We start from the raw sequence: 21,712 nt of genomic DNA on the forward strand, positions 1-21,712 counted from the left end.
TGGTAGGCTCATGAAAAAAACCACGGAGTTAAATTAGGAATTTTGTTACCAAAGAGTGCGGAATGTCCGATGGAACAAAATGAAAGGATATAAATCATGGTTATTGTATCGACTATTTCCTACCCGCCAGAAAGTGCACAGGATATTGCAAAAAGGTTTTTAGAGGCTCCTCAACTACCAGATTTTATGACGAGAAAAGGCCCCTACATTAATTCAACTCTTAACGATGGTATTACAACCTTATCTGTATATGAACTCGATAAATCAAAACTGGGCGAAGGTTATGAATTTATAGGAAATTATTTGGCAATATTTTTTGGAGTACCTGGTTTCAAATATGAAATCAAGCCATTTCTTGATGTGGAAGAAGGATTGAAAATGATTGGAATGGGATAGCCAATGAACTGTTGAATACAGGATTGAGATAGACCTTCAAGGTCGATCTCAATCCTTAACGTTACGGGCAGTGTCATTTACTTGGCTCTGCCGATTTTATCAAAATTAAGGGTTTCCCCGATTTACAGGGATGATGTTTATTTGATGTGTCCAATCTTCATGACGTTAAAACAGAGCCCTTTAACCTTGAAATATCTTGCCCAAGCGGGTAAATGTTATTTCGTTAGCCAAACCACATGATTGAGGGAAAAAGCATTGAACAAACTTGAACTGATTCAGGAATTTAAAGAGAACGGTCACTTGACCAAAGAGGAAGCCTCCAAGGTCGTTGAGATATTTTTTGGGGAAATGACCAAAGCCTTTATTAAAGGTGAAAGGGTTGAGATAAGAGGACTGTGTTCCTTTTTTATCAAAGATTATGAGCCCTATACCGGCAGGAACCCCAAAACAGGGGAGAAGGTTCAGATCCCTGCCAAGAAATTGACCTTTTTCAAGTGTGGGAAAGAATTGAAGGAAAGGGTTGAGTCTTTAAAATACCAGTGAACGCCCCTAAACACGGGCTAATTCTAAGCGATTATAGACACATTGTGGGGTCTGCAATTTTTCGAGGCAGGATGAATCCTGGATCGCTAAAAATCCATAGTCATCCTGTAAGTGCTACCAATACGTTTGAGTTTTATATCCCACTTCATTTTATTCAAGACGTTTTGCATCTTTGTATTTTCAATCAATACATCTGCGGTCAATCCTTTTAATTGTTCCTTCTTGGCCAATAGTATTAGCATTTCACAAAGGTAAGTACCGATTCCGATATTCTGATAAACTTCATCTACTAAACATGACAGTTCGGCGTAATTGGCCTGGGGATTGAGCCTGTCAAAACGTGCTTCAGCAATAATCTGTTCACAATCAGGATCATCTGGCAACCCCACCAATGACAGTGAATGACTGTAGTCTATGTTAACGTACTCTTGTATATCCGAATGAAACATTGCTTTGATGGGATAAAAATAACGGTATTCAATTGATTTGTCTGAGAGCCTGTAGAAGAGTCGGCGCATATTTTCTTCATCCGAGGGTTTAAGGGGGCGAAAACAAACCTTAATGCCACCTTTAAAGGTCTTACGAAAACTAATGTCACTTGGATATAAATGGGTACTTTCCGGGATAAAAATCTGATCCGAGTAGAGGATATTTCTGTTTTTAGCCATTTCTACCAAATCGGCACGGTCATCCGGGTGTGCAATTTCTATTAATGCCTGGGCCCTTTCCCTGACGGAACGACCTTTCATGTTAACAAATCCATATTCAGTGACAATCGTTGTGACCGAATCCCATAAACTGAACTGATTGGGCCGTTCCCGGACCGAAATCAAAATATTGGGCCGCCCTTGTCTATTGCGGCTGGTCAGTGCAAAAATCACCCGTCCACCTTCGGAAATCAGAGCACCATTGAAAAAGTCGACCACCTCGCTGGGCCCTGATCCCACATTACCTCTTCCGGTATGCAGGGTAATCCGACCTGACAGGTCAATTTCTCGGGCCGGCAGAACAGCCACGACTTTTGGGATTTTGCTGATATAAATGGGGTTGAAAACCTGTTCGATACTTCGAAATTCTACCAGGGGGTTGTTGTCCAGCCACTGCATAAGGTTGCGGGTGCCAATAGCGTAAGATGTCAGGGACTTTCCTGGGGATAGATTGTTATAGCGGTTGGTTACCGCACCACATTTGACAAGGTCCATCAAGCAGTCAAAAAAAAAGGGGGTGTGGATACTCAAATCTCGTTTTGATTTCAAATGGTGAAATAGGGCTTCATAAAGCGGGCCTACCGAAGAGCCGATGCAACTGCCGTCTTCTATAAGCGCAGCAACATTAGCTCCGAGCCGATCATAAATTTCGTCATACTTCCACCGGTCGAAATATAGTGGCGGTTCAGTGCTTTCAACGATCATGTTAAATTTTGATAAGGGGACGAAATTGTCCCCAAACGTCCAGGGAATTTCCGTATTAATTTCAGCGACCACCAAAGTAGCCAGTTCGATAGCATACAGGGCCACATCCGAACATACTCCAAGACTACAAAAGCCTGCTTTGTTTGGTGGTGTTACTTGGACAAAGGCGACATCAATTAGAATCTGGCCGGATTTAAATACCGATGGAATCTGGTAATAACGGCTGGGGATAAAATCGGCAAGTCCTTGTGACACGGCTTGGCTGGCTTGCCATCCGCTGAAAAAGGTTTTCAGACGATATCTGTTCGAGTTCCGAGCAGTTACTTCGATAGCTTCTCCAAGGCCCACCAATTGGAACAGTTCCAAATCCATCAAATTACCGGTGTCTGATTCTTTTAAATGTTTAACCAGAGTCAAAGGCTCTGATACACCGGTCCCAATGAATATCCTCATTCCCGGTTTAATTCTTTTCAGAACTTCCCAAGGTGTTGAGACCTGATCCTTCCAGTTTGTATCCGCCTTCATCGTCATAAGCATTCCTCGATATTAATCATTGAGATAACTACAGATTGATGAAATTAAAATTTATTATTAGCCCAATTTGTCCATTAAGTTTTCCCATGCCAACCATTCGTATCACATTTAAGGAAAAAGTTCTTTGAGTATCAAGGGGAGTCCAACGTTGGGATCAATGAATAAGTTTCGAAAAGTAGAAAATTTCAATTCAATAATAATGGTATAAAAGCTTACGAGTCAAATCCCCCAATTTACCGAGCGTTTCTTTCACCAGTATGGTTTTTTTAAATATTTCCAGAAGACCAGATATGGTATGGCAAGATTTTTCAGTTTAAGGTTGTGGATTAAGATATATGGGAAATGACATTTTCAAATCGATCAAAACTCCATTAACCTATATTGGAGAGTAACCAGATTTTCGCCCAGGCCCGGAAAGTATTTTCCAAAAATCTGCCAAAATGTGATGTATATATTATAAAAATCACAGTGCAATATTGGCTTGTAACAGCGGTTGAGGCTCATATAGTGGAGTCAAAATTTCAAAACTAAAAAATATTCATATACCACATATTGTGGTTCCCGAATCTTGTCTTGACTGAGTCTTTAAAATGCCAGTGATTGCTGTAGGTTTTCAGCCGAGACCCTACATAAATAGACAAAAGACTCGCTACTTACACCCCCCAGGCGACTTAGCCGATCTATCATCCATGCCGATCGGCATGGCGCAAACATCGGACCCGTCTGCAGGCAGTTTTTTGCTTACCATTTTCCCCACGGATACGGTTACAGGGCTGACCAAGAATTTAACCGCTGTACCGAACACTCCCCCCGACTGAATGCCGACTCCCAGTTCAGTAAAACTGCCCTGGATCTGGAGGGGGGTTGCCAGGCTGAAATATTCCGGTGTTTTCGGTGTAGGTGCTACTTTGATATCGATATATTTTTTATTGAAATCGATTTGTCCTTTACCGCAGATTCTGATTTTTGTGGTATCAATAAGAAAAATATCCGGTGTGAGCAATCCATTCTTGAGGTTCCATCGCCCGATCACGCAGTTGATATGGGATTCGTTTGTCTTTTCCTTGGACAGGGCGGCTGCAATCAGGTTTACCGCCCACAGGTCCACGATCCCAGCTTTCAGATTTTCCAGGCGGCCGGAGTAATCGAAATGACCATAGCCTTTTTTCATGAGGTTTTCTTTCCTGCCAGCAGTTGATTTCAAATCCAAGTCAAGGTTTATAACCCCACCCATGTCGCTTTCAGGTTTTATGTGCCTCACCCAAATACCGAAATCAAAATTTTTAATCACCGCCTTGAGCGTTGCTTCAGGTTTGCTTGGATCTGGTCTTAGCGACGCGGTCAAAAAGAACTCTCCGCCGGGTATATTCAAATGAACCGGATCGAATAGAAGTTGCCCGTCTTTTAAGGAAAACGTCAGATTGCCGCTGCCCAGTTCATCTTTACCTGAAAATACTCTGTCTGCTGTGACGTCCATTTTAATATTCATTTTCTTCAACACGTCCGGAGAAAACAATTCCCTGATTTGACTGATGTCAGCAACACGCTTATCCGGATCAGGTAGATCCTCTTTTCGTGCAGGTTTGTTCTTTTCAGGTGACCATTCGTCCATATCAAAGTTATCCAGTTGAATCAGAGGTGCCTTCATATCGATGTTTATCATTGCCCGACTGCCTGATTTGTCGATATTCATTTTACCGTGGAACCTGCTCTTACCCACTTGTACGGCAAAGTCCGTCAGATCGGCCCGGTCTTTTTGCAATAAGATTGTACCTGTGGCGCTGTAGGCTTTCAACGGGGGAAGATCAACTTTTAACAACTGATTCAGGCTGTCTAAGTTGTCTCCGCTAACCGAAACTTTGAGTTGAAGGTTTCTTAACACTTTTTCCAGTTCTATCCCCCCGGAGAGATCGAAATTAGTTCCTGCAATTTGAATTTTAATGGTCAGCCAGGACCTGTTGTTTAAAATAAATTCTTCCAGAGATGCGATGTTAACAGTTGTCACATAAGACTCTCCAAGCAGTTGCCCCTTTATGGTCAGATCAAACGGTTGCCCCGCTTTCATCGCGCCATCACATTCATCCACTCTAAATTGAGCAGGACTGGTCATTTTGGAATCCTGATAGTTTACACTGATGTCTTCCAAGAAGAGCTTGGAAACGACCAAAGAATCGCCGGCCAGCTTGAAGTTACTTTTATTCTGCGGCTGCTTGGAGGGGCTCCCTGGTTTTGATTCGTTTCTGGTTTCTGCCGGCACATTCCTTTCAGCAGGGAAAACCCAATTCACCGCCCCCTGTTTATTTTCAAAAAGATTTATGGAAAGACCTTTAACGTTCATTTCCGCAACATGGATTTTGCCTTGCAGGAGGGGCAGTAAAAAGACCTTGAGCCTGGCAGATTTCATCCTCATGAAATCTCCTTTTCTGAACCCTTCAGGGTTGCCGATCCGCAAACCTTCCATCAAAAAAACCGGTCGGATTGATGTGGTTAAAATGATTTTTTCTCCCACATTAACGTTTCTACCAAGGGCAAAACTTGCAGCTGATTCTACTGGTCCTTTGTATTTGCTCAGATCAAAAGATATTTTCACAAAAGCCAGCAATACAGCACCCAGCAAAATAAAAGCTATCAGACCGCCAGCGATATTGAGGAACCATCTGAATCCTTTGGATGTTTTCATGGATTATTCTCCTTGCTTAAGGTGGTTTTAATCCCGTTTATATAAATTGTTAAAAAATTTGCTTTCTGCTAATTACGTTTTATTGAAGAGTAACAGTAACAGATCTGACAAAATCCAATTGGCATTTTTACTGCTCAAAATCCACATCAATTGGTTCACCACAAAATGGACATAAATTCATATGATTCTCTTTTGTATTCCCTTCGAAAAAAAACCACTCACCACCACATCCAGATTCGTAATGATTTTCATCTTCAACAACACTAAATTTCCATTCGCATTTTTCCATATTTCCGTCCTGTATGTTTTAGATGTTAAAATCCAACCTTACAGAAGAAAGAATAACCAAAAGCGAAAACAATTTTTCAACTAATTAAGTCGATATTTATTTGATAGTACTTGTTCAAGTCTCTTTAAGGAGATGGGGGTGAAGAAGATGTCACCCACCTGAGGTCCAAGTCCGTTTGGACAAGAATTATAATAGTACATATTGTGGTGTAAGGCAAATTTATTGTCGAATATGAAATTCATTTGGGAAAAAACATATTCAAATTTTCAAAGGCTCCATTAATTTTCATTGGAGAGAACCGGATTTTGCTCCAGGCCCGGAAAAATATTTTCCAGGAATCTGCTACAATGTGATGTATATATTATAAAAAACACTGTTGGAGAATAGCCAAAAATGATGCCTGCGGTTTATATATTTGAATTGAAATTTTAAAGCCGAAAAAGATCCATATCCCATATATGGAGTTGCCTATAATCTATCTATATTGAGCCTTATGAATACGAACTGAACCGCTTCACGGAAATTTTTAAGGATGAATTGACTTTTTAATTGTGCACATGTAATTATTTATGCACTGGTCTGAGATACTGTTAAAGTCCGAGGAAGTTCGCCAGTCTTGTTCCCACTTAGTGACTGGAAGGAAGAGACCAGTTGAAACTTCACGACCACTTAGATGGGCGCGTACGTCGGGCGCGGCATTTGTAAGGCGCATACAATATTCGGTTGTTGAGTTTTTCATGTTACTTTGTCACTGGATTTGGCATTTTCAGAGAGAAGAATATAACCTATTGACAGCTCATTCTTTTCTAAGTAGTCATAGTTACGATTGTAATAATCATTTGTTACTAAATTTAATTACATATTCATCAATAGAGGAGAGTTTTATGGAGAATTTTTTGTTTGTTCTTGGCAAAGATGATAATGAAGCGGCTACAAGATGTTTTCAATTTGCGAAAATTGCTCATTCCAAAGGGCATCATGTTGATATGTTTTTCATTGATGCTGGAGTGATGTGGGCAAATCAAGACAGGGATTTAAGCCAAAAAACGGACACGGGAGACTGCCCGGGAGATTACTTGTCATATTTGGTAGAAAATGAAGTTACTGTAGGCATCTGCACGCCTTGCGCCAAAAACCGTGGGCTTGATGAAGCGAAATTTTTCACGAATATGGTCTTGGACGGCGGCCCTCATCTGATCGACATGGCGGCAGATGGCAAAACATTAAAATTTTAGATAATCTTTAAACTACCTGCACGGATTTCTATCATTTTAAAGGGCCTTTCTTGCTTCTGACCTGAAAGGCTCTTTGTCTTTGTAATAAAGGGATTTCGATCAATCAATTTTAGTGGAAATATAGCATAATCCATTTTGAGTAGGGCTATTCTACTCTATTGGAGACTGACAGGAACCGACAATCATCCTGAAATTATGCTGACGATGTCTCTATTTACTCATCTCCTCCATTACCGTATTTAAAGCCCCCTAAATATTAAATATTCTCAGTTTTCCATTTTAATTCAGATATCGTGTGGACGCGAAAAAAATTGTTTTTAATTTTCTTAAAAAATCTTTGGATTAGAAATAACAATATTCAAAGATTATATTCAAATCTAAATTTACTTGCGTAAGCCCTATGGTTGATCGATTCCCGGCTTGACAAGCCCATGGGGATAGTTTAGGAATGGTTAAACCATTCAAATGAATGGAAAAGTATTGCATATGTGTACCCGGGGAAGCATATATGGTATAAATATATTCAAAGGAACCCTACTTGAAGATTTTTGCCGGATCTACAGGTATTGGAGTACAAATAAAAATCTACTTAGAAAAATAATATTTAAGGAGTTGTAAAAATGGGTCAATTAAATCTTAAGGAGACAAAATCCGTCTCCTATGAAAGGGCAGAGGTAAAAAAGGGGTATACAGACTTTTCACTTCGTGTCAATCTTACCACAACCGACATTATCATCAACCCCATTGAAGCGGCTGTTAAAGAAAAATTTATCGGTGGCAAGGGGTATGACCTCTGGATGATGTGGAACGCCGTTTCAGGAGATACCCGCTGGGACTCCCCTGAAAATGCCATCTGCATCTCGTCGGGCCCTCTGGGCGGGACCCCGGGATATCCCGGCGGCGGAAAAAGCATCGTCACAGCCATCTCTCCTTCGACCGGTATACCCATTGATTCAAATGTGGGCGGATACTTTGGCCCCTACAAAAAATTTGCCGGTTTTGATGTAATCCAGATCGATGGCAAGGCCGAACAAGACACGGTCATCCTCATTGACGGTATTGAAAACAAAATCAAGGTCTTTTCAGCCTCGGATCTTCCCAAGGACTCCTATGAGATGTCCGCTGCTCTAACCCATCATTTTGACAAGGAAAAACCCGTCAATGTATCGGTTGTAACCGCCGGTCCCGGCGCTGAAAAAACCTATTTTGGGTGTTTGAATTTTTCCTGGTGGGATTCAGGGCGTAAAATGGTCCGTTATAAACAAGCAGGACGTGGCGGCATCGGCACCGTGTTTGCCGACAAGCGCGTCAAGGCGATTGTGGCACGTTTTGGGTCCGTGTCCATGAAAACCAACCATCCCGCCGACCTTGAAGCCCTAAAGAAAGTTACCAAAGCCCATGCCAAGGAAATCGCCACCCTTGACCCCAAACAAAATAGAATGTCTGTTGTGGGTACCACCCATCTGGTTCCCATCATGAATGACCACGATTGCCTGCCGGTCCACAATTTCAAATTTGGTTCCCACCCTGAAAGCCATGTCATTGGCGAAGAGGTCTTCCAGTACATCTTTGACAAGGGATTTGACGGATGCTGGAAGGGTTGTACCGTGGCCTGCGCCCATGGGGTAAAAAACTTCTCTCCTTTTACCGGTCCTTACAGGGGAAAAAAGGTTTTTGTGGACGGACCTGAATATGAAACCGTGGCCGGATGCGGCTCCAGCCTGGGAATATTTGATGCCCAGACCATCCTTGAAATCAACTTCTATTGTGATGCCTATGGAATGGACACCATTTCCGTGGGGACCTCCATCGCCTTTGTCATGGAATGCTTTGAAAACAAGCTTCTCACCCTTGAGCACACAGGCGGAATGGATTTAAGCTTTGGCAGCCGGTACAACACCCTGGAACTCATCCATCAGATGGCAAGAGGCGAAGGATTCGGCGCCATTGTGGGCAAAGGAATCCGCCGGATGAAAACCATTTTTGCCCGGGACTTTGGGGCTGATCCGGCCTTTATGCAGGATATTGGCATGGAATCCAAAGGCCTTGAATTTTCTGAATATATCACAAAGGAATCCCTGGCCCAACAGGGAGGTTACGGTCTTGCCCTCAAGGGTCCCCAGCATGATGAAGCCTGGCTGATCTTCCTTGATATGGTCCACAATTTCATGCCCACCTTTGAAGACAAGGCAGAAGCCCTTCACTGGTTTCCCATGTTCAGAACCTGGTTCGGCCTGTGCGGTCTGTGCAAACTGCCCTGGAACGACATCGTCCCCGAAGACAATAAAGACACGGCCGAACCGGCCAAGGTGGCCAAGCACGTGGGATGGTATGCCGACTTTTTTACCGCCGTGACCGGTCGCAAGGTGGGTCCCGACGATCTTATCACCATGAGCGAGGCCGTCTATAATTTCCAGCGGGTCTTCAATCTGAAAATGGGATACGGCACACGAGAACACGACACCATTCCCTATCGTTCCATGGGTCCTGTAACCGCGGAAGAATACCAATCAAGAGCAGACCGCTACGACACCCAACTCACTGAAAAATACAATTTGGACATTGCTGATATGGATACCGACGCGAAGGTGGCAGCCCTGCGGGAAAGAAGAGAAGAACAATATGAGCTGCTCAAGGATGCGGTTTATCTGCGCCGGGGCTGGACGCCCAATGGAATTCCCACCGTTGAAACAATTAAACGCCTGGGCATTGATTATCCGGAAGTGCTGGAAGTTCTCAAAAAAAATGGGGTTGAATAGGCCTGTTATACAATGATAGAGGTTGATGAAAAAAAAATGCAATGGTCAGAAGAAATGACCATTGCATCCATCATAGAACAGATGGAGGGGGCCCACTTTTGTTCCGTGGTCCGCCTTAACGGCCGCCTGGTGTCCAGTCCCAAGTTTTCCCAGACCCAGGTCCCGGACAAATCCATCCTTCAATTGCTCCCCCTGGTGGCCGGGGGATAAAGCCTCCTGGAACAGATTTTGCTTTTCAAACGGCTGTCTGTCTGTTACACCATGGTAACAGACTATTAATATTTTTATAAACCAGGAAAGAACACACTATTGAAACGATTACTCGTATTTCTAAAGAACCGGTTCACTGGAAAAACAACTGAAGAAAATTTACCCCCGTCTCCCAGCCCAAAACCAGTTCCAAAACCAGTTCCAGAACCGGTTCCAGAACCAATTTCAGAACCAGTCCCAAAACAAAACCTAGCGCCGAAAACAGCGCCGAAACCGATTTCTTCACCACCACAAAAAAAATCACCCCCAAGGCCAAAAGAAAATCTCTGGACCCTGGATAAATTTCAAGTGGCCCCCGAAGAAGGAAAAACCCGGTTCCACGACCTGGATCTTCCCATCAACCTGATGCATGCCATCAGCGATCTGAAATTCAACTATTGCACAGATATCCAGGCCAAACTGCTTCCCCATACCCTCAAGGGCAAGGATGCAACGGCCAAGGCCCAGACCGGAACCGGCAAAAGTGCCACCTTTCTGGTTGCCATCATAAAAAGTTTTTTAGAAAACCCCTTTAAACCCAAAAACGGGATGCCCAGGGCCCTGATTCTCGCCCCCACAAGGGAATTGGTTTACCAGATTGAAAAAGACTTCAACGAACTTGCCAAATATTCTAAGCTGCGGATTCTCTCTGTTTTTGGTGGCACCGGTTACAACCAGCAGATGACCATTCTCCGGGAAAAACCCGTGGATGTCATTACCGCCACCCCGGGAAGACTGCTCGATTTTATCAGCAAACGCCTGATCAACCTCTCAAAAGTAGAAATCATAGTTCTGGATGAAGCAGACCGAATGCTGGACATGGGATTTATCCCGGATGTACGCAGACTGGTCTACATGACCCCACACAAGGACAAACGCCAGACCCTGTTCTTTTCCGCCACCCTCACCGACGAAGTGTTGCGCCTGGCAGAATCCTGGACCAAGGATGCTGTACAAATCGAAATCGATCCGGATCAGGCAGCGGCCCTGTCCATCCATCAGGTTATTTACCTGACCACGGAAGCCGACAGATTTAAGAATGTCTACAACCTTTTGGTCAGCGAAAACCTGCAGCGGGTGCTTATTTTTGTAAACCGGAAAGACACCGCCAGATACCTGGCCTCCAAATTAGAACGCTATGGACAAAAATGCGGCGTTCTGTCCGGAGATGTTGCCCAGGACAAACGGTTCAAGGTCTTGGATAATTTTAAAAATGGACGAATCAAGTTTCTGGTGGCCACGGATGTAGCCGCCAGGGGCCTGCATATTGACGATATCAGCCATGTCATCAACTATGACCTGCCCATTGAGCCCGAGCATTATATCCACAGAATCGGCAGAACCGGAAGGGCTGGTGCCACAGGGACCTCCATCAGTTTTGCCGATGAAATGAGTTCATTTGAAATCCCAAAGATTGAGGCAATCCTGGGCAACAAGATTGAATGTGAATACCCTTCCGATGAACTGGATCGGCCACTGCCCAAACCAAAACCCCTTCAAAGAAAGCCCGCCAGCCCAAGCACAGGGAAAAAGCCACCCTTTAAAGGGAAAAAAAGACCCTATAGGGGCAGACCCAGACCCCCAAAAAATCAAAATAAAAAAGACTGACCCCCTTTGGATTGACACGAGTACGCGACTCAGTGTAAAATCTAAGGCTATGAATAAAAGCAATTTGCATATAAGGAGTTTTAAATTAACATGTTTGGTTTAGGAATGCCTGAAATCTTTTTAATCCTGGCAATCGCTCTCATTGTCATCGGTCCTAAGAAACTGCCGGAACTTGCCAAAACCCTGGGTCGGGCCATGGGAGAATTCAAACGATCTGCCCAGGATTTTAAAAAAAGCATTGATATAGAAACAACGCTTAAGGACATTGAAACACCCGCTTCTGATTTGAAAGATATCATCAAGGATGTGAACAAAGGTAAAGAAACCATTGTTGAGCCCGGTGATAAATCGGACATGACCCCTGAAAATAAGGATATCAACACGGATATACCCCCGGACACAAGCGCCGAAGAACCGGATTCACCCACCCCCAAAGACCCTGAAAATAGAACCGAACAACCATGAGCGAAGAAAATAAAAGTCCGTTTACAGAACATTTGGGTGAACTGCGAGACCGGCTGGTTCGTTCCTTCATTGCCGTGGGTATTGGATTTGCCTGTGCCTATTTTTTCAAGGAACGGCTGTTTGAGATCCTGATTGCTCCCCTGGTGACGGCCATGGGAGAATCCGGAAATGCAAGAATGATCTTCACAGGGCTGCCCGAAGCCTTTTTCACCTATTTAAAAGTATCCTTTTTGGCTGGTATTATGGCGGCCAGCCCCGTACTTTTTTATGAGTTCTGGATGTTTATCTCCCCGGGATTATACCGGACCGAAAAAAAATATTTGCTGCCCATTGTTGTTTTATCTGTTTTTTTCTTTCTGCTGGGTTCTTCCTTTGGATATTTCATTGTCTTTCCCTATGGATTTGCGTTCTTTCTAGGCTTTGCCACCGATACCATCCAGGCCATGCCCTCCATGAAAGAATACCTTGGATTTGCATCCAAAATGCTTTTGGCATTCGGACTTGTGTTTGAGCTGCCCCTGGTGCTCACCTTCATGGCCCGCATGGGACTTGTGACCGTCGATTTTCTCAAAAAGAACAGAAAATATGCGGTGTTGATCTTTTTTGTGGGGGCAGCTCTCATCACCCCACCCGATGTGGTCACCCAGATCATGATGGCCTTCCCCCTGATGATTTTATATGAAATCAGTATCATCGGGGCAAAGATCTTTGGAAAAAAAGCCAAGAGTGAGGAGGAGGAAGAGGAAGAAAGCGAACCAGAAGATGACACCGTTGACGACGATTCCCAGGACGATGACACCTCCCCGGACGCCTAAACCGGTCTGTTTTATATTGACTTTGCAGGCCCCTGTGTGTAAAAATAAAAGTGATTTTATGAATAAACTGGTGACAGGCTCTGTCTCCGGTAAAAAGGCAAAGTAACTCGTTAATTATTAAAGGAGAAAGACACGTTATGAACAAAAGATTGATCACGCTACTGTTGGCTGCAGGGATTGCTGTGATTTTTGCTACAACCGCTGTTCATGCAGGTACTGAATTCAAAGATACCCTGACCATGAAAACCGACGGATACAAAAAGCGCAAAAAAGCGCCACCAAAATTTAATTTTGTTGAATTTTCCCATAAAACCCATGCCACAGATTATAAAATTTCCTGTGGTGAATGCCACCATGATAAAGATGGAAAAGCGCTTGATGTCAAAATGGGAGATGATGTAAAGGGATGTGGCGAATGCCATAACAAATTCAAAAAAGATAAAAAGAACAAAAAAGACATCCTGGTCCATGAAAATGCCATGCATGGAAACTGCATCAGTTGTCATAAAGAAATCAACATAAAAGCTGGTGATCCCAAAGGAAGAAAGGGACCTGCCCCCACATCCTGCGGCAAATGCCATACAAAAATAAAAAAATCCTGATCTTCCAGGCAGTTAGCCCTTCTTAAAAGGGGACTTTCCCACCGGGAAAGCCCCCTTTTTTTAATTTCCAGAACAAATCCTGCCCCGATAAGGTCACCCGGTGTTCTTGACTTCAAGCAAAAGCGCTATCAACCGATCTTCAAATCCAGACTCCTGGGTTCTGGACCAGGGGAAAGACACCCCAAAAGACGCTTCAACCTGGCCCTTGGTATTAAATATCGGTATTGCCAGGGTTTTTAATCCAATATTAAGTTCCTGATCAGCTACGGCATATCCTCTGGAACGGGTCATTTTTAAATCCTTTAAAAACGAACTTGCATCTGTGATGGTGTGGGGGGTTAGGGGTTTAAACTCAAGCAAACCCGCTATTTTCTTTTGTTCCCTGTCGTCCATGAAGGCTACAATGGCTTTGCCCAGAGAAGTCGCGTGTATGGGAAGCCGTGAGCCGGCCGAAAGATCGATATTCACCACATCAGAAGAAAGGATTCTTTCAACGGCAAGGATTTGGTTTCCGTCCAGGACTGCACAATGAGTGGTGACATCCATCTCATTACGGATGGATTTCATATGGGGCATCAACCGGTCCCGAATTCCCATGGACCCAAAGACCCACCCCCCTAACTGCATCACCTTGGGGGTCAGTTGAAAGGTCTTGGCCGAATCATCCTTTACCATAAACCCAAGTTTTATAAATGTATGAAGATAACGTCTGGCCGTTGGCAAATTCATCCCATTGGCCCTGGCCATTTGCGTCAAACTCCACAAGGGTCGTTCCTTTGTAAAACACATCAACAAATTAAGCCCCTTTGCCAGAGAATTGACAAACTGCCGATCTGCATTGCCATCCATTTTGTTCTCCTTTTTCCCCTTCAGAACATCGAAAGCCCAGGATAAAAGGTTTAAAACCTCACAAAATAAAAAATAGATACCCGCCAAAAAAAAGCAACCTGCTTTTTAAAAAAGCTTGACGGGACCGGAAGCAAATTGTTATCCTGATGCAACACTATGCAACATATAGTAACGCATAGTAAAAGTAAATTAAAAATTTAACAAAGGAGATTTTTTGATGTCAGCTGGTTTTGTATTTATAGGCGGTATCAGCGGTGTATTTTTGGGTATGATGCTCATCTATCTGTCCATCAAAATAACAGCCTTGATAACAGATAAATTTCCCGAAGGTTCAAATGAGGATCCCTCATGATCGCCCCTCTGTCCGCATTAATAGACACCACGGGGTTTATTTATCTGACACCCGGTATGATATTCATGTGGGTCATTGGACTGGTTCTGATTTTTCTGGCCATCAAAAAAGAATATGAACCCCTGCTGTTGCTTCCCATTGGATTTGGAATCCTGCTGGCCAACCTTCCCTTGAGCGGCCTCATGACCCCTGAACACGGGTTGTTATGGAAATTTTACGAATACGGCATCCATTGGGAAATAATTCCTCCCCTCATCTTTTTAGGAATAGGCGCCTTTACGGATTTTGGCCCCCTTCTGGCCAATCCCCGCCTAATTTTCCTGGGGGCTGGAGCCCAGGCCGGGGTATATCTTACTTTTTTTGCAGCCCACGCCATGGGATTTAATATCATGGAAGCGGCTACCATCGGTATTATTGGTGGGGCGGATGGACCCACCACCATATTTTTAGCATCAAAACTAGCCCCCCAGCTGTTAGGTGCCTGTGCCGTGGCAGCATACTCTTATATGGCAATGGTTCCTATCATTCAACCTCCCATTATGCGGTTGATGACCACCGAGGCGGAGCGTAAAATCAGAATGAAAAAAGGCAGAAAAGTGACCAAGCGGGAAAAACTCTTGTTTCCCATCGTTTCCACTTTTTTGATCATCCTGCTGGTCCCGGCCTCAGCCCCCCTTATTGCCATGTTAATGCTGGGCAACCTTTTTAGAGAAGCCAAGGTGGTGGAAAGGTTAAAAAATGCTGCCCAGAATGAATTGATGAATATTGTGACCATTTTTCTGGGATTGCCCATAGGCGCCACCATGAACGCTGAAGTTTTCCTTCAACCTAAGGTTCTCTTCATATTTGGCCTGGGTCTTTGCGCATTTATGGTCAGCACTGCCACGGGGATATTGCTGGCCAAGGGTATGAATCTGTTTTCCAAGGACAAAATCAACCCGCTTTTGGGGGCGGCAGGGGTGTCGGCAGTTCCCATGGCGGCGCGGGTTGTCCACAAAGTTGGTATGCAAGCAGACAAGAAAAACTATCTGCTCATGTATGCCATGGGGCCCAATGTGGCAGGAGTGATCGGCACGGTCATAGCAGCGGGTATATTTGTAACTTTTTTGTCCCCTTAAACCCCAAAATAACCAGGAGGGATTGCCCTTTCCCCTAAAAATTTAAAGGCCAAATAAAATGATACCCATGGATAAGGTCCCTGGGTAAAGTAATCGATTAATTAAACTTAAAAAACAATTGGAGAAAAAAATGGCAACAGAAATATTGGCACCCATGGCGGGGAAAATCGTAAGAATTGATGTCGAGGCGGGTGCCTCCTTGTTTGAAGACCAGGAGATCCTTTTCATCGAAGCCATGAAAATGGAAACACCTATTTATGCACCCTGCGACGGCGTGATTGAAAAATTTTTGAAAAAAGTTGGCGACGACGTTGAAGAGGATGATTTGATTGCCATTATGGCATAATGGTTATTTTTCTTTCCTGGTGCACCCGTGCCAGGAAAGAAATTGCCTTGTACTCAAATCCGGGTTTTGGTATATTCTGTGCCAATCCTAAATTTGGAAATGAGTAATTTCATACCAAGGGCCCCAAAATGACAATTTCAAAATATCACTCCACCGTCCTCATGCCAAGAATTGAGAAACCCTACCCTTTTATCCTTGATTTTTTATCCAAACGGTTCCCCTCCATTGACCGCGAAACCTGGGAAGCCAGAATCCTTGCCGGAAAAGTGCTCACCGAACAAGGTGATCCTATTGGTCTTACCACCCCCTATACGCCATTAACGAGACTCCATTATTTCAGGGAGGTTGCGCGAGAACCCTCTATCCCCTTTACCGAAAAAATTCTTTTTTGCAATGCAGACTTGCTGGTAGCCTGTAAACCCCATTTTCTTCCGGTGATCCCCGGGGGGCCCTATGTAAACGAATGTTTGCTGAACCGTTTAAAAAAAAAGACAGGAAATGAAACCCTTTCGCCCATCAACAGGATCGACCGGGAAACCGCAGGGCTTGTTCTATTTTCAACGAACCCCAAAACCCGTGGCCGATACCAGGAATTATTCATGAACCACAGGGTTGAAAAAACCTATCGCGCGGTGACAAGGTATTCCGGAGAGCCAGGAGAAAAGGATTGGACCGTTGAGAACAGAATCATTCAGGGCGATCCGTGGTTCAGGATGCAAGTTAGCCCCGGCCAACCCAATGCTGTTTCAAAAATATCCATGGTAAAGACCAGGGGGGAGAAAGCCCTTTTTAAAATATCTCTTGTCACCGGGAAAAAACACCAGCTTCGACTCCATTTAAGTGGCCTTGGATTTCCCATCCTCAATGACAGGGTTTACCCAAAACTCCTGGAAGAAAAAAAATTGGATTTTACAGATCCCCTTCAGCTTCTCGCCGAAAAAATTTCATTCAAGGATCCTTTGTCGGACAGGAAAATGAGCTTTTCCTCAGACCGCCACCTGTCTTGGCAAGACTAATGGGGGGGGGGACACTTTAAGTTACGGGGCCAGATGCTTAGGAAACACTTATTTTACTTTTGAAATGATGCCTTGTAGATTCTGGCCCTATTGACCAATGAGGGTGCCCAGGAAACGGATCCCAGAGCGTGAATATGGGTATAGGTACCAAATGTATTGTTCTTGAAAAATCCGTCTTTTTTTTCAAGGATTCCCTTCCCCCTTTCCATTCGAAACGCCATTTCGTGATCCTGGTAGTCGATGGAAAGAATCTTGGAATATCTAAATTCATGACCCTTTAACGTCTCCCCTCGTTTGTAAAAGGGGTTGTCGTTTTCCACTATTACCCGGGTATAGCCATGGCCCTGGGGTTTGCGGGACAGGCCAAACCGAATGGGCAGGATGCCGGACATGGGATATTCAACGCCTGAAAGCGAAATACTCTGTCCTAGAAATATCAATCCCCCGCATTCAGCATAAATGGGCAATCCTCGTTGGGACAATGCCTTGAGAGCGTCCCTGAATACTTGGTTTTTAGCAAGCTTTTGTGCATGGGTTTCGGGGAATCCACCGCCCATATAAATGGCGTGTACCTCTGGGATGCTCTCTTCTTCCAAGGGACTGATGTAAACAATTTTTGCCCCAAGATTTATCAACGCCTCCAGATTGTCTGGATAATAAAACTGAAAAGCAGAGTCCCGGATAATACCGATGGTAACAGGATCATCTTCCCGCGATCCTGACATTTCAAGTGATCCAGAAATTTCAAGTGAAAGCCCAGGAACATCGGGTACATCGGGTACATCGGGTACCATGGCAGCGCAATCAAAGGCTGTCACAGCCTTGTACAGGTCATCCAGGTCGATATGATCCCGGGCAACCTTAACATTGGCTGCAATGGCCTTTTCTGAAAAACTGTGTTCTTCAGATGTGACCAGCCCCATGTGCCGCTCGGGAAAATCTTCGGCGGCAAGCTTGGGCACGGCGCCAAATACCGGGATATTGCAGAACCGCTCGATATTGGACCTAACTTTCCCCTCGTGACGAATACCTGCCACCCGGTTAAGCACCACCCCACAGATATGAATGTCCGGATCAAACTGCATACACCCCATAAGCATAGCCGCCATGGTCCGGGTACTTTTGGTGCAGTCCAAAACCAGAAGTACCGGTAGGTTCAACAGCTTTGCAAGCTCAGAGGTGGAGGTGGATCCATCAATATCAATGCCGTCATATAGACCGCGATTACCCTCAACCACGGCGATATCAGAATTTTGGGAATGGATTGCATAGGAGGCCTGGACAACCTCGGGAGAACACAGAAAGGTATCCAGATTATAACAGGGGCGACCGGCTGCTCTGGAAAGCCAGCCGGCATCAATATAATCAGGTCCCTTTTTAAATGCAGAGACACGAATTCCTGAGCTTTTCCATGCAGCCGTTATTCCAAGGGAAATAATCGTCTTGCCCGTGCCACCCCTGAGTCCTGCAACAACAATTCCCGGGATTTTTTCCCTATTCGCCTGCATGGATAATTATCTTTATTCTTATTCTTCGCCTTCGGAAGCGTGCTGGATACCACCACCCTTAAGACCGTACATGGTGGTACTTCCGGAAGACCAGTATTCAAGCACTTCCTCTTCAACCATTTTATTGATAACTTTTTTAATCATTCTTGGTTTGTCATCGGGGAAAATTTTATAAAAATCTTTGAAATAAAACTTGGTTTTAGTTTTGACTTTTTTGGTCATAAAATCCACAACGGCTTTTCCGGCTGCTTCTTTATCGTCAAGAAGTTCACTCATTGTCATACTCCTTTATATCAAATGGATGAGCCGGAGCACACCTGGGTGCACTCCGGCTTTATCATCATATGTAACAGGTAAAGTTCAATAAAAACTCTTATTAGAACTTGAACTGACTTGTCTGACGCCAGCTCATGTATGCCTGCTGACGGAAATCATCAATGAGGTGATGAGTGAAAGGAAGATCACACACTTCAAAGAATTTTTCCCATCCGATTCTATCGGCCCAGTCGCCCAGACGTTCGTATTTGTTGGCACCATTTGAATATGCGTTCACCATTTTGCTGATCGCCTCTGTCATGGAAGGCCATCTGGGCATTTCATTGGGCAAAAAGGCCACAACAACCTTGGAGAACTTGGGAGCGGTAATTCTGTTGGAAACTTTACCACCGGCCATGAGAACAATACCATCACCGTCTGCATCAGCAAGGGGCATGGAAGGACACATGGTGTAGCAGTTACCACAATACATACATCTTTCATTTTTAACGGAAACTGATTTTACCTCAGTTCCGTCGGCCAGCTGAACTTTGGACGGTTTGATTGCTGCCGTGGGACAAGCAGCAACAGCCAAGGGAATCTCACAGATTTTATCAAGGTACTCATGATCGAGCATCGGTGGTTTTCTGTGATATCCGAGGATGGCGATATCAGAACAATGAACCGCACCACACATGTTCAGGCAGCAGGCCATGGAAACTCTCAGCTGTGCCGGAAGTCTCATGTCCTGGAAATCTGAAAACAGCGTATCCATGGTTGCTTTAACCGTACCAGAAGCATCAGTTGCAGGTGTATGACAATGAATCCAGCCCTGGGTATGAACAATATTGGTAACGCCGGCGCCGGTTCCGCCAATGGGAAACTTAAAGGAACCACCATCAAATTTTCTGGAAGCCAGATCATTTTTCAGGGGCTCTAGTTTGTCCTTTGAATCCACCATAAACTCAATATTGTTACGGGTGGTAAACCGAATATGGCCGTCACAATGCTTATCTGCAATGTCACACATTTCGTTGATATGAGTGGTGGACATCAAACGAGCGCCACCACATCTTACTGTATACACTTCGTCCCCTGAGTCAGCTACATGAACCAGTACGCCGGGCTCAAGAATTTCGTGATGAGACCATTTACCCTTGTTTTTCTTGATAACAGGAGGATAAAATTCGTTATGGTCTTTCGGACCGATGTCAGTGATTCTATTTTCCATCGGCTTGGCTGGATTATAACCAGTAGAAATAAATGCCATTATAATTCTCCCTTCTTATCTTTGATGGTGTTTTCTGTATTCTTCAACGTCACGTTCCCAGCCGCCCGGAACCTCATCTTCTTTCCAGAAGATATAAGGATTGGTTCTTGGGTATTGTACGTGCTGGGGAACAGCCTCGATGCCAGTTACTTCAAGAAGCTTCTGGAATCCCTGACGCATGATCAGTTCACCAAGTCTTTCACGGTTTTTGCCTTCTTCCATCCACCAATCCCAAATATTTTCAATGACTTCTGTGATTGCTTCGTAGTCATTGTCAGGATTAACTTCGATAAAGGGGACAAGGAGAGAACCCATCTGGGCACCATCGAGAATCGGTGCTTTTGCACCGCACAGGATGGAGCAACCGGTTTCTTTACCAATTTTAAGGGCTCTAGGCATTACATTGATACAATGCATGCAGCGAGTACAATTGGCAGTGTCAATGAAAAGTTTTTTGTTTTTAAACATCATACATTTGGTGGGGCAAAGATTCAGGACTTCTTTTTCAAGGTCAAAGGGACCCCAGTCTTTGCTGCCTTTGTAAGCGCCAGCATTTGCAGGATAGGCAGGATCATTTTCAACATATTTATTGACAGCATCCTGATCAATGCGGATATCATCTTTCCAGGTACCGATAAAGGACATGTCAGATCGTGCAATGGAAGCTACGCAGCAGTTGGGACACCCGTCAAGTTTAAATTTAAACTTATAAGGGAAAGCCGGACGATGGAGCTCATCCTGGTATTCGTTGGTCAAAAAGTAAACCAAAGCGTTGGTGTCGTAACATGCATATTCACATCGAGACTGGCCCAGACAATCGGCAGGAGTTCTCAGGTTGGAACCTGATCCGCCAAGATCCTGGCCCATGTCATGGGTCAATGTATGAAAAACTTCTTCCAACTGGGGAGTCGTGGTACCCAGGAGGATGATATCACCAGTGGCACCATGCATATTGGTAAGACCGGATCCTCTGAAATCCCACAGTTTGGTCAGGGTTCTCAGGTAATCTGTTGTATAGTATTTACCAGCTGGCTGATTAACCCGCATTGTATGAAAATGCGCCACCCCTGGGAAGGTCTCGGGCTGATCGCAGTATCTGCCGATAACACCACCGCCATAACCGAAAACACCTACGATACCGCCATGTTTCCAGTGAGTTCTACCATGCTTGTAAGACAGTTCCACAACCCCGAGGAGATCGTCTACACACTCTGTGGGAATCTGGAATTCAACACCCGCTTCATTCTTTGCCCTGACTTCGGCCTGTTGTTTCAAGTCCGAGACAAAGCTAGGCCATGGGCCGGATTCCAGCTGGTCCAGTAAAGGAGTCTCATGTTTTGCCATTTACTTACCTCCGTTAATAGTTAATTTACACTCAATTAATGAAAAGGTTTTCCAAACTTCTCATTCA

At 44.4% G+C, this 21,712-nt stretch carries 21 protein-coding genes; 13 read left to right on the forward strand and 8 right to left on the reverse strand.

The window, feature by feature from the left end; genetic code table 11:
* The first annotated feature begins 96 nt into the window (after positions 1 to 96).
* Both ACZ45G_RS23660 and ACZ45G_RS23665 read left to right on the forward strand, forming a co-directional pair.
* A complete protein-coding gene (locus ACZ45G_RS23660) occupies positions 97 to 396 on the forward strand; it encodes a hypothetical protein (RefSeq protein ID WP_464172982.1) in 300 nt (99 codons plus the stop codon).
* Positions 397 to 651: 255 nt separating this feature from the next.
* Complete coding sequence (locus tag ACZ45G_RS23665) at positions 652 to 939, forward strand: HU family DNA-binding protein (protein ID WP_464172983.1); 288 nt, start codon at positions 652 to 654, stop codon at positions 937 to 939.
* Between the two features lie 86 nt (positions 940 to 1,025).
* Here the strand turns inward: ACZ45G_RS23665 and ACZ45G_RS23670 are convergent, their stop codons facing one another.
* The 3 genes from ACZ45G_RS23670 to ACZ45G_RS23680 form a co-directional block, all read right to left on the reverse strand.
* Positions 1,026 to 2,888, reverse strand: a complete 1,863-nt coding sequence (locus ACZ45G_RS23670) for a GNAT family N-acetyltransferase (RefSeq protein WP_464172984.1) — start codon at positions 2,886 to 2,888, stop codon at positions 1,026 to 1,028.
* A 646-nt stretch (positions 2,889 to 3,534) separates the two neighbouring features.
* Entirely contained in the window at positions 3,535 to 5,565 is a 2,031-nt protein-coding gene (locus ACZ45G_RS23675; RefSeq protein ID WP_464172985.1) for an AsmA family protein, read from the reverse strand.
* Positions 5,566 to 5,692: 127 nt separating this feature from the next.
* Positions 5,693 to 5,854 carry a hypothetical protein gene (locus ACZ45G_RS23680; RefSeq protein WP_464172986.1) on the reverse strand — a complete coding sequence of 54 codons (162 nt, stop codon included), beginning with the start codon at positions 5,852 to 5,854 and terminating at the stop codon, positions 5,693 to 5,695.
* Positions 5,855 to 6,738: 884 nt separating this feature from the next.
* On the opposite strand from ACZ45G_RS23680, the gene ACZ45G_RS23685 reads away from it, so the two are divergent.
* From ACZ45G_RS23685 to ACZ45G_RS23715, 7 genes are all read left to right on the forward strand, one after another.
* On the forward strand, positions 6,739 to 7,089 hold the full coding sequence (locus ACZ45G_RS23685; RefSeq protein ID WP_464172987.1) for a DsrE family protein: 351 nt from the start codon (positions 6,739 to 6,741) through the stop codon (positions 7,087 to 7,089).
* Positions 7,090 to 7,709: 620 nt separating this feature from the next.
* Positions 7,710 to 9,848: an aldehyde ferredoxin oxidoreductase family protein gene (locus ACZ45G_RS23690; RefSeq protein ID WP_464172988.1), complete on the forward strand. Its 2,139-nt coding sequence runs from the start codon at positions 7,710 to 7,712 to the stop codon at positions 9,846 to 9,848.
* Positions 9,849 to 9,860: 12 nt separating this feature from the next.
* Positions 9,861 to 10,058, forward strand: a complete 198-nt coding sequence (thiS, locus tag ACZ45G_RS23695; RefSeq protein ID WP_464172989.1) for a sulfur carrier protein ThiS — start codon at positions 9,861 to 9,863, stop codon at positions 10,056 to 10,058.
* Positions 10,059 to 10,406: 348 nt separating this feature from the next.
* Positions 10,407 to 11,705 (forward strand): DEAD/DEAH box helicase, encoded by a 1,299-nt coding sequence (locus ACZ45G_RS23700; protein WP_464172990.1) that lies wholly within the window; start codon positions 10,407 to 10,409, stop codon positions 11,703 to 11,705.
* Positions 11,706 to 11,795: 90 nt separating this feature from the next.
* Positions 11,796 to 12,170 carry a twin-arginine translocase TatA/TatE family subunit gene (locus ACZ45G_RS23705; RefSeq protein ID WP_464172991.1) on the forward strand — a complete coding sequence of 125 codons (375 nt, stop codon included), beginning with the start codon at positions 11,796 to 11,798 and terminating at the stop codon, positions 12,168 to 12,170.
* Positions 12,167 to 12,985, forward strand: coding sequence for a twin-arginine translocase subunit TatC (gene tatC / locus ACZ45G_RS23710; RefSeq protein WP_464172992.1), 819 nt, complete (start codon positions 12,167 to 12,169; stop codon positions 12,983 to 12,985). Before ACZ45G_RS23705 ends, tatC begins: the two co-directional genes overlap by 4 nt.
* Before the next feature lie 137 nt (positions 12,986 to 13,122).
* A complete protein-coding gene (locus tag ACZ45G_RS23715) occupies positions 13,123 to 13,587 on the forward strand; it encodes a cytochrome c3 family protein (RefSeq protein WP_464172993.1) in 465 nt (154 codons plus the stop codon).
* A 93-nt stretch (positions 13,588 to 13,680) separates the two neighbouring features.
* Here ACZ45G_RS23715 and ACZ45G_RS23720 read toward each other — a convergent pair whose 3' ends face one another.
* A complete protein-coding gene (locus ACZ45G_RS23720) occupies positions 13,681 to 14,436 on the reverse strand; it encodes an IclR family transcriptional regulator (RefSeq protein ID WP_464172994.1) in 756 nt (251 codons plus the stop codon).
* A 217-nt stretch (positions 14,437 to 14,653) separates the two neighbouring features.
* Here ACZ45G_RS23720 and ACZ45G_RS23725 point away from each other — a divergent pair, with 217 nt between their 5' ends.
* The 4 genes from ACZ45G_RS23725 to ACZ45G_RS23740 all read left to right on the forward strand — a co-directional run bounded on the left by ACZ45G_RS23725 (position 14,654) and on the right by ACZ45G_RS23740 (position 17,268).
* The gene (locus ACZ45G_RS23725) at positions 14,654 to 14,788 is read left to right on the forward strand and encodes a hypothetical protein (RefSeq protein ID WP_464172995.1); all 135 of its coding nucleotides are present in this window, start codon (positions 14,654 to 14,656) and stop codon (positions 14,786 to 14,788) included.
* On the forward strand, positions 14,785 to 15,906 hold the full coding sequence (locus ACZ45G_RS23730) for a sodium ion-translocating decarboxylase subunit beta (RefSeq protein WP_464172996.1): 1,122 nt from the start codon (positions 14,785 to 14,787) through the stop codon (positions 15,904 to 15,906). Before ACZ45G_RS23725 ends, ACZ45G_RS23730 begins: the two co-directional genes overlap by 4 nt.
* A gap of 130 nt (positions 15,907 to 16,036) precedes the next feature.
* Positions 16,037 to 16,252: an acyl-CoA carboxylase biotin carboxyl carrier protein subunit gene (locus tag ACZ45G_RS23735; RefSeq protein ID WP_464172997.1), complete on the forward strand. Its 216-nt coding sequence runs from the start codon at positions 16,037 to 16,039 to the stop codon at positions 16,250 to 16,252.
* Positions 16,253 to 16,380: 128 nt separating this feature from the next.
* Entirely contained in the window at positions 16,381 to 17,268 is an 888-nt protein-coding gene (locus ACZ45G_RS23740) for a pseudouridine synthase (protein WP_464172998.1), read from the forward strand.
* A 53-nt stretch (positions 17,269 to 17,321) separates the two neighbouring features.
* Here ACZ45G_RS23740 and ACZ45G_RS23745 read toward each other — a convergent pair whose 3' ends face one another.
* From ACZ45G_RS23745 to dsrA, 4 genes are all read right to left on the reverse strand, one after another.
* Positions 17,322 to 18,776, reverse strand: coding sequence for a cobyrinate a,c-diamide synthase (locus tag ACZ45G_RS23745; protein WP_464172999.1), 1,455 nt, complete (start codon positions 18,774 to 18,776; stop codon positions 17,322 to 17,324).
* Between the two features lie 18 nt (positions 18,777 to 18,794).
* On the reverse strand, positions 18,795 to 19,052 hold the full coding sequence (locus ACZ45G_RS23750) for a dissimilatory sulfite reductase D family protein (RefSeq protein ID WP_464173000.1): 258 nt from the start codon (positions 19,050 to 19,052) through the stop codon (positions 18,795 to 18,797).
* Between the two features lie 100 nt (positions 19,053 to 19,152).
* Positions 19,153 to 20,301: a dissimilatory-type sulfite reductase subunit beta gene (gene dsrB / locus ACZ45G_RS23755; protein WP_464173001.1), complete on the reverse strand. Its 1,149-nt coding sequence runs from the start codon at positions 20,299 to 20,301 to the stop codon at positions 19,153 to 19,155.
* A 15-nt stretch (positions 20,302 to 20,316) separates the two neighbouring features.
* Positions 20,317 to 21,645, reverse strand: a complete 1,329-nt coding sequence (dsrA, locus tag ACZ45G_RS23760) for a dissimilatory-type sulfite reductase subunit alpha (protein WP_464173002.1) — start codon at positions 21,643 to 21,645, stop codon at positions 20,317 to 20,319.
* Positions 21,646 to 21,712 lie beyond the last annotated feature (67 nt).

The organism is Desulfoconvexum algidum (assembly GCF_055382125.1).